We start from the raw sequence: 10,994 nt of genomic DNA, 5'->3' as shown, positions 1-10,994 counted from the left end.
TATCTACCCAGACTAAGTTTATAAAATAACAAAAAATCCCCAAACAAATAAAGGGGATGAAATATAAGAAACATTTTCAGTTATTTCTGAAGTTCCAGCAAAGCGCTCGCAACAGAAAGCGCATAGAGCGGTGCTGTTTCCGCTCTCAAAATCCTAGGACCCAAGCCGATTAACTCTGCGCCGGCTGTCTGAAATTTTGCAATTTCACCGGGAGAAATGCCGCCCTCCGGGCCGAAAATAATCAGTAATTTCCGTGGTCTTTCTGATAAAACCTGTGCCAATCGGCTGGATTCACCCTGCTTGGCGGATTCTTCATAGGCAATCAGGACCTTGTCAAAGTCTGAAAATCGCTCAATCAAATCTGAAAGTTTCCCGAAAAGTTTGATTTCAGGAATCAGATTTCGCTTCGACTGTTCAGCCGCTCCCTGCGCGGTTTTTGTCAATTTTTCCTGCTTTTTTGCCAGTTTCTCAGCGTTCCATTTCACCACGGACCAGTCAAAGGGCGCTGCCCAAACTGCTGCGGCACCAAGCTCAGTAGACTTTTCTGCGATGAATTCAAGTTTGTCGCCTTTTGGAAATCCCACCGCAATTGTTACTTCGACCGGCAATTCATTGTCTCTGTGAATCTCTTCAAGCACGACGAGTCTTGCTTCTTCAGCATTGACAACCTCAGCCAGAGCGATTCTTCCACCGTTAAAAACCAGCTCAAACTTTTCACCGTTTCTTGCCCGCATGACCTTAAAAATATGATGCCGCGTCTGCGCCTCGACAGTAAATTCACCCGCTGGATAGTCCAAGTCTACAAAATATTGATTTGCCATTAACCGAAAAACAGCTCCTTTTCAGATTTTTTCAGCACCAGACAGTTCCATTCGCCCTGCTGCATCCTCGTTTCCAGCTGAAAACCTGCTGACAAGGCCTTTTCCAGAACGACCTGACATTTTTCAGAAATAATGCCGCTCAAAATCAGCGTTCCCTCAGGTTTTATCAGACGATAAGCATCTTCAGTCATAAGCAGTAAAATATCAGCCAGAATATTGGCCACAATCACATCCGCTTCCACGGTCACACCTGCCAGCAAATCCCCGGCAGAAACCTGAATCTTCCCGGCCACCTCAGGATTCAGCTCAATATTCTCACAGGCCACGCGCACAGCAACCACGTCCAAGTCATAAGCATAGATTTCACGCGCACCAAACAGCGCCCCCGCAATCGAAAGCACGCCCGAGCCCGTTCCCACATCCAGCAGGGTTTCGCCTCCGCGCAAGACCTGCTCCAGCGCAAAAATCGAAAGCTTCGTCGTCGGATGCGTCCCCGTTCCAAAAGCCATGCCAGGGTCTAGTCTTAAAAGTTTTTCATCCAAACCAGAGGCGGTGTAATCCGTCCAGCTCGGCACAATCGTCAAGTCCCGCGAAATCCGCGTCGGCAGAAAATACTGCTTCCAGGCATTCGCCCAGTCCTCTTCCGCAAGAGAATCCGTCGACATCTTAAAGTCAATTTCCAGATTTTCCTTCAGACTCGCCGACAAACTTGACAAAAACTCAGGCGAGACCTGCTCTTCCGGATAATAAGCCGAAACCTCAACCTCTCCGGACTGCTCGATTTCAGGCAGCACTTCACCCAAAGTCGGCTCGTAGTCTAGATAATCCTGCGTATCGCCGATTTCCACCCCGTTTGCACCGGCAGCAATCAGGATATTGCTGACCTTCTCCTGGTTCCAGGCATCATTCAGCGGATTGTGTGTTTCACGTGAAACATTGACCGTCACTTTCGTCCAGTTATTTTCACTCTTTTTCATTTTCCAGCTCTCCAATTCTTGAGATTATTTTCGCATAAACCCGCTTCATTTCAGGCTCCGTCGACTTCTCCACAAAGTCATCCAACGGAATCCAGGCAATCCCCTCAGTTTCCTCTTCGTTCTTCCGCAGCAAATCCGCCTCATCCGCTTCAAACAAAAAAGTCACGTTTAGATGCAGATGCGCCGAAACATAACCGTATTTTCGGTGCACATGTCCAGCTACGGTCAAGTCTTCAATTGAGATTGGCCTCTCCAGCAGCAAAGTCAAACGCTCCAAACCAGACTCCTCCAGAACCTCGCGCCGCGCCACTGCCAGCAAGTCCGTCTCGCCGTCAGCGTGCCCCCCTAACCAGCCCCAGCTCTGGTAAATCTTATGAAAAATCCCCAGAATCTTGTCATGCTCACGGTTCAGCACAATCGCAGAGGCAGTGAAATGCGCCAGAGACTCGCGCGTAAAAGACACAGGCTCCATCGCCAGCTTTTTGAAAATCTTTAAATCTGAAATCTCTTGTTCTCCCCGAGCTTGAAATCCCTCGAGCAAAATCTGCAGCTCATTCATTTTATAACACCCGCGTCGTCCATTCCTCACAGTTAATCACCCGCGACACAACGCCCTCGTAGAATTCCGGTTCGTGGGAAACCATGAGAACCGTGCCAGGGTATTCCTGGAGCGCCCGCATCAGCTCCTCCTTCGCATCCACATCCAGATGGTTCGTCGGCTCATCCAGTACGAGAATGTTCGATTCCGTGTTCATCAGCTTGGCAAAGCGAAGTTTCGCCTGCTCACCGCCCGAAAGCACGCGCACGCGGCTTTCAATCTGCTTGGCGGTCAGTCCCACGCGGGCAAGTGCTCCGCGAAGCTCGGCCTGATTCCAGCTTGGGTACTCGTCCCAGAGGTCATCGAGCACCGTCTTCGAACTTGGCTCTTTAACTTCCTGCTCATAGTAGGCGATGTCCTGGAAATTCCCTTTCTCCACTTCGCCGTCAATCGCAGGAATCAAACCCATCAGAGACTTGAGCAGCGTTGACTTGCCGATTCCGTTGGAGCCGATAAAAGCGATTTTCTCGCCGGACTCGACCTTCAGATTAATCGCTGAAGACAAAGGTCCTGTCTGCGGATAGCCGATAATCAGGTCCTTGGCCTCAAAGACCAGACGGCTTGGCTTGCGGCTGAATTTAAAGTCAAAATGAGGCTTCGGCTTCTCAGAAATCGTTTCGACAATTTCCATCTTGGCCAGCTTCTTCTCACGCGCTTTGGCCTGTCCTGAAGTCGCCACATTGGCTTTCTTGCGGGCAATGAAATCCTTCAGCTTGGCAGCCTCTGCGACCTGTGCATTGTGCAGTGCCTCAAGCTGGACTTTCTTCTCTTCAAAGACACGCTCAAACTCGGCATAACCCATGCTGTAGCGGGTAATCCCCAGCCCGTGCACATGATAAATCACATTGGTCACACTGTCCATAAACGGCACATCATGGGAAATCAGAATAAAGGCATTTTCGTAGTTCTGCAGATAATTTTTCAGCCAGTAAATGTGCTCTTCGTCCAAATAGTTGGTCGGCTCATCCAGCAGCAGAATATCCGGCTTTTCGAGCAAAAGCTTGCCCAGCAGAATCTTCGTGCGCTGACCGCCTGAAAGCTCTGCCACGTCCTTATCCAGCAAGTCGGTCAAACCCAGTCCGCGCGCCGTTTCCTCGACTTTTGAGTCAATCAGGTAAAAGTCACCAGTATCCAGTGATTCCTGCAGCTCACCGACTTCCTGCAGCGCCGCATCCATTTCTTCCGCGGTCATGTCTGCCATCTTGAGGTAGGTCTCGTTAATCTGCGTCTCAATGTCAAAGAGATATTGAAATGCCTCGGCCAGCGCCTCGCGCGTTGTTTTGCCCTTACCGAGCGCCGCGTGCTGGTCCATGTAGCCCACGCGATGATGCTTTGACCAGACAACCTTGCCCTCGTCCGGCTGCAGCGTGCCCGTGATAATCGCCATGAACGTCGACTTGCCCTCGCCGTTTGCGCCGACAAAGCCGATGTGCTCGCCCTTGAGCAGACGGAAATTCACATCTTCAAAAATTGCCCGGTCGCCAAAACCGTGACTGAGATTGGTAACTTGTAAAATACTCATATATTTGTCTATTTTCTAAATTTCTATTTTTTAAATAAATCTTGCTTCGCAAGCTCGCTCCTGAGAATCTCCAGAATCTTCGGCAGCTCGCCCACAATATTTTCCCCAACAATTAAAACCGGCCGCTTCGGAATGGGATTTCTCAGCTCCACCTGAATCGCGTTCAATTTTTTGCTCCGCTTTTTCACCTCTTCAAAGCCGGTCACCTCTGTCCATTTTATCTGAACATCCCCCGTCTTTTTCGGAAAAGTCAGCCCCTCCTCAGAAACAATCAGGTAAGCACGATTTTTCATATAGGGAAGCGCATCATAAATGTAAATAAAAGCCATCGCAAAGGCAAAAAAAGCCGCCAGAATGAACACAAAGCTAAACACTGTAAAAGCATGTGTCTGAAAAACACCATAAAAAACCGCAATCAGCAGCGCAGCGCCCGCCACAATACCGCCCGTGCCGAAAAGAACAACCGGGACAAAATTATAACGATAAGTCAGAGGTAATTTGTAATTCATCTTATTCCCTAATATCTCGGATACTTGAAGAATTCCGTCTCCACGAGCGCATCATCGCCTGCTTCGAACTTGTCCCAATCCCAGACAATCGAGAATTCTTCATCTTCTGAATCCGACTCCAGAAAATCCATCAAGTCCGAGACACCATTATCGACCGCATCTTGCAGAAACTGGCAGAAAAATTTCAGAAACTCGCGTGAAAGCCCCTGTTCATCATAAGGAATCACCGCGAGATAATCTTCCTCGTTGAACTCCGTCTTGGCAGGATTATAAAAGAGCACCGCATCTTCATAGAGAATATCCTCTGTTGACGAAACACCATCAGCATCTGTCACTTCAATCTTCTCAGAGTTTTCAACCTCAAGCACAAAAGACACCGTAATCCCGTGATTCTGCTTGTCCCAGTTGATTTCATAGTCATAGTGAAAATTTTCAGAGAGTTCCTCATCGAGAACATCTAAAAAACCGTTTTTCTTCTTGTTCATAAAGTTTATTTTAACATATAAGTTGGTCAAATTTCTCAATTTTGCCGTCTTCAACCCGTAAAGTTTTCTGAAAATTCCGCTTCAAAAAATACCGGTCATGCGAAACCGCCAGCAGCGTGCCCTGGTACTGCGCCAGAATATTCTCAATCTCCTCGCGCGCATAAATATCCAAATGATTGGTCGGCTCGTCCAAAATCAGCAGGTTAATTTCTTTCTGGAAAAGTTCCAGCAGATAAAGACGCACCTTTTCCCCGCCGGACAAGTCTTTCAGGCGTTTACTGACATCGCTCGCGTAAAATCCGAACCGTGCCAGCTCCTCTCGGGCCTTTTGCTCATTGCCCATAACATCTTTCACAAAGTTCACCAGGCGATTTTCCGGGTGCTCAAGCTCGATATTCTGCGGCAAATAACCGATTCGGGCGCTTTCTCCCAGTTTTATTGTGCCTTCATCGGCTTCCAGTTCCTGCGTGATAAGCTTGAGCAGCGTACTTTTTCCCGTGCCGTTTTCTCCAACAAGTGCAATCCGCTCGCCCTTGTAAATTGTAAAGCTCACATTCTCAAAGAGCAGCTTTTCCCCCATGATCTTTGCCAGCTGCTGAACGACCAGAATCTCTTTTCCGGATTTTTCAGACTGAGAAATCTTCTTCTTGACGCGGTTTTTGACGAGTACTGGTGCTTTCAGCCGCTCCATTTTTTCTAAGCGATGCTCGAGTTCCTTAGCCTTTTTATAAAATTTCTCGTTGTCTCCGTCATTTCCCCACTGGCGAAACTGGCGAATGAGCTTTTTGAGACGAGCAATCTCACGCTGCTGGAGGTCAAAATCTCGCTGCAGCTGTTCATCGTGAGCTTTTTTCAAAACCTGATAGCTGCTGTAATTTCCTTTATATTCGACAAGCTGTCCATCTTCAATCTCGACAATTTTACTGACAACGTTGTCCAGAAACTCTCGGTCATGAGAAACGACAATGACAGCCTTCTTCGCATTTTTGAGGTAATTTTCCAGCCACTTGATTCCGGACAAATCCAGGTGATTTGTCGGTTCATCCAGTAGGAGCACATCTGCTTCAGAGACCAGCAGCCGCGTCAGTTCAATACGGACACGTTCTCCCCCGCTCAGGTCGCACAAGGCCTGCTCTGCCTTCTCCTCAACACCTAGACCTTTCAAGGTCGTGAGAATACGGTCTTCTAGCGAGAAACCGCCAATCGCATCAAATTCCTCCTGAACCTTGCCGTAACGCGACAGAACTTTCTCAATTGTCTCGTTATCCGCCGTCGTTAACTGCAGCTCAAGCGCCGTCATCTGCGCTTTGAGTTGACGGATTGTCTCAAAACTCGCTAGCAGATAGTCCAAAACTCTCTCATTTGAAGACAGCTGATTCTGCTCGACGTAGCCGATTTTCAACCCCTTTTTCCTACTCACAGCGCCCATATCCGGCGCCTCTTCACCCGAAATCAACCTCAGCAAAGTCGTTTTTCCAGTTCCGTTGACGCCCACAAGGCCAATCTTATCACCAGAATTCACACCTAAATTCACTTCGTTAAACAACGGCAGACCGCCGAAATTCTTTATTACTTTATTTATTTGAATCAACATTTTTAATTTCCTCGTTTTAATAAACCGAAATGTTAAATCAATCAAGTAAAATGAGGCTACGAAAATAATCGCAACCTCATTCATTATCTTTGAATTTGAAAACATCTCATGGTTACTGATTTTACATAATTTACTATTTTTGGGCAGACTACTCCCGTCAGACAGCAAAAGTAAAACCATTCATACGTACATGCGCGATGATTAATAATGAGCTATTCTCATGAGCCGTGTACATGTGAGACATGAAATGTTCTCCTTTCCGTTTGTTTTGTTTATGTTAGCATATTTGGCTGTGAATGTCAAAATTTTGTGCTTTGAAAGCAATAAAATGATAAAATAAGACATGAGTAAAGTTATTGTCTATGCATCAAAATACGGCACAAGCGAAAAATATGCAAACGAAATGAGCAAGGCGTTTGATTGCCCCGTTATTTCCTGCAGAAATCTTTCAAAATCAATTTCATATTATAGCGAAATTATTTTTGTCGCGGCGGTGCATATCGGAAAGCTCATTGGCTTGGATAAGCTAATTGCCGCATGTCCGGCAGGTACAGTCATAACTTTTGTTGCCGTGGGGTTGAACGACTACAGCCTGGAAGAAAATCGCTCGCAAATCGAAAAGAACATTAAAACAAAAACTGCAGGTAAGCCGGTGAAAGTGGGCAATCTCTACTATCTGCGCGGTACATTGAACAAAAATATGCCGTTTCTGGTGAAAGCAATGTTTAACCAAATTTATAAAAATGCAAAGAAAAAGGATGAGAATGAGAGAAATACGGGTGATAAATTTATCATAGAAACTCACGAAAACCCGGATTTCTTTGATTCGCCAGGACTTGAGCAAATCATTTATAGAATCAAATCTTCTTAAAAAGGAAAACAAGCAAAAATGGGTCAACTGTCAAAATTACCAAATATCGGAAAAGTCATTGAGTCAGAGCTGGAGCAAGTCGGCATTGACACGATAGACGAATTCAAAGCGCTCGGAAGTAAGACAGCCTGGCTAAAACTTCAGCAAATTGATTCTTCAGTCTGCCTTGACCATCTGTACGCGCTAGAGGGCGCAATAGAAGGTATTCGCTGGCATGACCTTGACAAAGAAACAAAAAATGATTTAAAAAACTTTTACGAGAAACATCAATTAAATTAAGCGCAGATTCCAGATTTTTTGAATCTGCTTTTTTATTTTTTGACTGTAAATCATATTTATTCCCGAAAATCCTGATAAATAGTGGTAAAATTAGAATAATGAAGATAAAACAGGAAATCATTCTCCGTCAAATGGAGCCCCGCGATTTTGCAGAAGTGGCGGAACTGGAAAATAAGTTCTGGACGCCAGTCGAAACGCCGGCTATTATTCAAAGTTCAGCTGAGCGTTATATCGAAAATATACAGGATGGCGTGCGTTATCTTTTGGCTGTCGAAGAAACGAGCGACGAGATTTTCGGCGTTTTAGTTCTGCACAACCGGCACAAAGTTGAAACCGGAAAGCATGTACTGACCTTTTCGCCCATGGTGGTAGCGTCTGCTCGGCATCAGGGAATCGGCAGCTTTTTAGTAGAATTCACGAAGGAATATGCGCGCGAGGAAGGCTACAAGAAAATCAGTATTGAGGCTCTTTCCACAGATACCGCTGCACTTGCACTCTACAAAAAATGCGGATTTGTCCAAGAAGGACTGCAAAAGAAGGAATTTTTCATTAATGGAAATTGGGTAGATAACTACTGGTACGCCTATTTCGTTCCAGATGATGAAAATACAGTGTAAAGTTGCTTTACACTAGGTTTACACTAAGTTTACAGTGAGGCTGAAATCACTTGTAAACACTAGTTTTATACTGTAAAGGTACTTATGACAACACAAAATTTAGCAAGAAGAATGCGGCCGCGAAACATTGACGAAGTCATCGGCCAGCAGCATCTGGTCGGCCCAGGCAAAATTATTCGCCGCATGGTGGAGACAAAACTGCTTTCCAGCATGATTTTATACGGCCCTCCAGGTACGGGGAAAACCTCTATCGCCAGCGCCATTGCAGGAACAATGGGCTTGACTTTTCGCAGTTTTAACGCGACCAGTGACAATAAGAAAAAGCTGCAGGAAATTGCGGAAGAGGCAAAAGCCTTCGGCACGGTTATTTTACTGCTGGACGAGATTCACCGTTTAACCAAGCCGCTGCAGGATTTTCTGCTGCCTCTGCTTGAAAATGGGGACATTATTCTAATCGGCGCAACCACTGAAAATCCTTATTTCAGTGTTGTTCCCGCCATTCGCAGTCGTGTACAGATTTTCGAAGTGAAAAGTCTGAAAACTGAGGATTTGGTGCATGCGGTGGAGCTTGCTTTATCTGATTCTGAGCGCGGATTTGATTTCGAGGTGAAGTTGGATGACGATGCGCTGAATTTCCTTGTGCATTCAACCAATGGCGACTTGCGCTCAGTTTTTAATTCACTGGAATTGGCCGTTTTGTCCTCAGAAAATCATCATGTCACGATGTCTGATATGGAAAATTCTCTGCAGAAAAAGGCCGCAACTTTTGACCGGGACGGAGATGCGCACTATGACCTGCTTTCTGCCTTGCAGAAGTCAATTCGCGGCTCGGACGTGAATGCCGCTTTGCATTATGCGGCACGCCTGATTGAGGGCGGAGACCTTATCAGTCTTTCCAGACGTTTAATGGTCATGGCTTACGAAGACATCGGGATGGCCAATCCGGATGCGGCTTTACACACTGTGACTGCGTTGCAAGCTGCCGAGCGCCTTGGTTTTCCGGAAGCAAGAATTCCCATTGCAAATGTTGTTGTTGATTTGGCGCTTTCTCCAAAGTCAAATGCGGCATATATGGCAATTGAAAATGCACTGGCGGATTTGCATAAACACGGTGATTTGCCTGTTCCAGCGCATTTACAGGACGGGCATTATGCCGGTGCCAAGGATTTGGGGCGCTCAATCGGCTATCAGTATCCGCATTCTTTCCCGGACCATTGGGTGAATCAGCAGTATCTGCCTGATAAAATCAAAGATGCGGAATATTTCACACCCGACGGCATGGGCAAATACGAGCGGGCACTGATGGAGCGAAAACGCTGGATTGATGAAAAGAAGAAAAATGAAAAATAAACTCTGGACTTCATTATTTCAACCTCATATCCTTAAGCGCGGTTACGAATATTATGATGACGGCCGTATCGAAGATTTTAAATCTGAGGATGATCGGCTCACTGCTACAGTTTTCGGGACAGAAGATTATCAGGTTGAAATCACCTTAAAGAACGGCTTTCCGGAAAATTGCTCTTGTACTTGTCCCTATGCTTCTACCGGGAGACCCTGCAAACATTTAGCGGCAGTCCTATTTTACCTGGAAAATTCCCCTGAATATCTTAAAGAAGTCCGGGAGAAAAATGAAGCAATGACAAACAACCTATTTGACCTTGCAAATGAACAGCAAATCCGAGATTTTCTTTTTAAACTTCTGCTCAACGATGAAAAGCTGCAGAATAAATTTCAGCAATATTTAAAAACGAACGGCAAAAAAATTGACACAACAGACTGAAAAGGAAATAAATGACGGAAGAAATCCAAAATCTTAAATTAAGTGAAATTACACGGAATCCTTATCAGCCGCGCATTCATTTCGACAAGGAAAAATTAGACGAACTGGCAAAATCCATCAAGATTAATGGTGTGCTGCAGCCGATTATTGTGCGGAAATCAAAGGTCATCGGTTATGAACTCTTAGCCGGCGAACGGCGTTTTTTAGCGTCGCAGAAAGCCGGCCGAACCGAAATTCCAGCCATCGTACGCGACTACAACAATCAGCAAATGCAAGTCTTAGCTTTACTTGAGAATCTGCAGCGCGAAGACTTAAATCCGATTGAAGAAGCCAAATCTTTGTCAAATTTAACCGAGAAGTCCGGTTTAAAACATGAAGAAATCGCACAAATCATCGGAAAATCCAGAACTTATGTGACGAATTCAATTCGACTGCTGCAATTGTCCAAAGAGTTGACTTATTTAGTAGAATCCAATGAATTATCCGCTGGACACGCACGTACACTGCTTGCCGAGCCCAATCCGATTCGTCAGCTTGAACTCGCGCGTTTAGTGCGCAAAAAGCATCTATCTGTCCGAGAACTCGAACATTTAATTTATCACGAAGATAAAAAAACGTCGCCAAGCCCAAGAAATATCTACATTGCAGAGATTGAAGAAAAACTGAGGAAAAATCTGGGGAATTCTGTTAAAATAGTTTCTAGCAAAAAAAATAAAGGCAGTCTGAGTGTGAAGTTTGACAATCTTGAAGAACTGGAAAATCTGATAAAAAAACTGGAAAATTGATGAAATCTTTAGGCAGCTAATTGAATTTTACACTTTTCTTCACTGTTTATTCACATTATTAACTCTATTTCTTATATACATCTGACGATGCTTACTATACTCATTTTTTTGTTTTATTTGGTCTTAGTTTCTTCTACACATAAACATTCTATA

General features: G+C 45.3%; 13 protein-coding genes. 6 read left to right on the top strand and 7 right to left on the bottom strand.

The window, feature by feature from the left end; translation table 11 throughout:
* Positions 1-80 precede the first annotated feature (80 nt).
* The 7 genes from ACYQ2E_RS10930 to abc-f are packed head-to-tail and all read right to left on the bottom strand — an operon-like array spanning position 81 to position 6,506.
* Positions 81-821, bottom strand: a complete 741-nt coding sequence (locus ACYQ2E_RS10930; RefSeq protein WP_460018099.1) for a 16S rRNA (uracil(1498)-N(3))-methyltransferase — start codon at positions 819-821, stop codon at positions 81-83.
* Positions 821-1,798, bottom strand: coding sequence for a 50S ribosomal protein L11 methyltransferase (gene prmA, locus ACYQ2E_RS10925; RefSeq protein ID WP_460018098.1), 978 nt, complete (start codon positions 1,796-1,798; stop codon positions 821-823). The genes ACYQ2E_RS10930 and prmA overlap by 1 nt, the downstream gene beginning before the upstream one ends.
* Complete coding sequence (locus ACYQ2E_RS10920; RefSeq protein ID WP_460018097.1) at positions 1,785-2,357, bottom strand: NUDIX hydrolase; 573 nt, start codon at positions 2,355-2,357, stop codon at positions 1,785-1,787. Before ACYQ2E_RS10920 ends, prmA begins: the two co-directional genes overlap by 14 nt.
* Before the next feature lies 1 nt (position 2,358).
* Positions 2,359-3,918: an ABC-F family ATP-binding cassette domain-containing protein gene (locus ACYQ2E_RS10915; protein ID WP_460018096.1), complete on the bottom strand. Its 1,560-nt coding sequence runs from the start codon at positions 3,916-3,918 to the stop codon at positions 2,359-2,361.
* A 23-nt stretch (positions 3,919-3,941) separates the two neighbouring features.
* Positions 3,942-4,427, bottom strand: a complete 486-nt coding sequence (locus ACYQ2E_RS10910; RefSeq protein ID WP_460018095.1) for a hypothetical protein — start codon at positions 4,425-4,427, stop codon at positions 3,942-3,944.
* Positions 4,428-4,435: 8 nt separating this feature from the next.
* Positions 4,436-4,912 carry a DUF3013 family protein gene (locus ACYQ2E_RS10905; RefSeq protein WP_460018094.1) on the bottom strand — a complete coding sequence of 159 codons (477 nt, stop codon included), beginning with the start codon at positions 4,910-4,912 and terminating at the stop codon, positions 4,436-4,438.
* A 10-nt stretch (positions 4,913-4,922) separates the two neighbouring features.
* Positions 4,923-6,506, bottom strand: coding sequence for a ribosomal protection-like ABC-F family protein (gene abc-f, locus ACYQ2E_RS10900; RefSeq protein ID WP_460018093.1), 1,584 nt, complete (start codon positions 6,504-6,506; stop codon positions 4,923-4,925).
* Between the two features lie 343 nt (positions 6,507-6,849).
* Here abc-f and ACYQ2E_RS10895 point away from each other — a divergent pair, with 343 nt between their 5' ends.
* The 6 genes from ACYQ2E_RS10895 to ACYQ2E_RS10870 all read left to right on the top strand — a co-directional run bounded on the left by ACYQ2E_RS10895 (position 6,850) and on the right by ACYQ2E_RS10870 (position 10,841).
* Complete coding sequence (locus ACYQ2E_RS10895; protein ID WP_460018092.1) at positions 6,850-7,377, top strand: flavodoxin domain-containing protein; 528 nt, start codon at positions 6,850-6,852, stop codon at positions 7,375-7,377.
* 18 nt (positions 7,378-7,395) lie between these two features.
* A complete protein-coding gene (locus ACYQ2E_RS10890; RefSeq protein WP_460018091.1) occupies positions 7,396-7,656 on the top strand; it encodes a TfoX/Sxy family protein in 261 nt (86 codons plus the stop codon).
* 98 nt (positions 7,657-7,754) lie between these two features.
* Positions 7,755-8,273 (top strand): GNAT family N-acetyltransferase, encoded by a 519-nt coding sequence (locus ACYQ2E_RS10885; RefSeq protein ID WP_460018090.1) that lies wholly within the window; start codon positions 7,755-7,757, stop codon positions 8,271-8,273.
* A gap of 84 nt (positions 8,274-8,357) precedes the next feature.
* Positions 8,358-9,623 (top strand): replication-associated recombination protein A, encoded by a 1,266-nt coding sequence (locus ACYQ2E_RS10880; protein WP_460018089.1) that lies wholly within the window; start codon positions 8,358-8,360, stop codon positions 9,621-9,623.
* A complete protein-coding gene (locus tag ACYQ2E_RS10875; RefSeq protein ID WP_460018088.1) occupies positions 9,613-10,056 on the top strand; it encodes an SWIM zinc finger family protein in 444 nt (147 codons plus the stop codon). Before ACYQ2E_RS10880 ends, ACYQ2E_RS10875 begins: the two co-directional genes overlap by 11 nt.
* Before the next feature lie 11 nt (positions 10,057-10,067).
* Entirely contained in the window at positions 10,068-10,841 is a 774-nt protein-coding gene (locus tag ACYQ2E_RS10870) for a ParB/RepB/Spo0J family partition protein (RefSeq protein ID WP_460018087.1), read from the top strand.
* The last annotated feature ends 153 nt before the right edge of the window (positions 10,842-10,994 follow it).

The organism is Lactovum odontotermitis (assembly GCF_054658595.1).
Note: the sequence above shows the minus strand (reverse complement) of the source record. Positions and strands in the feature narration are given on the sequence as shown.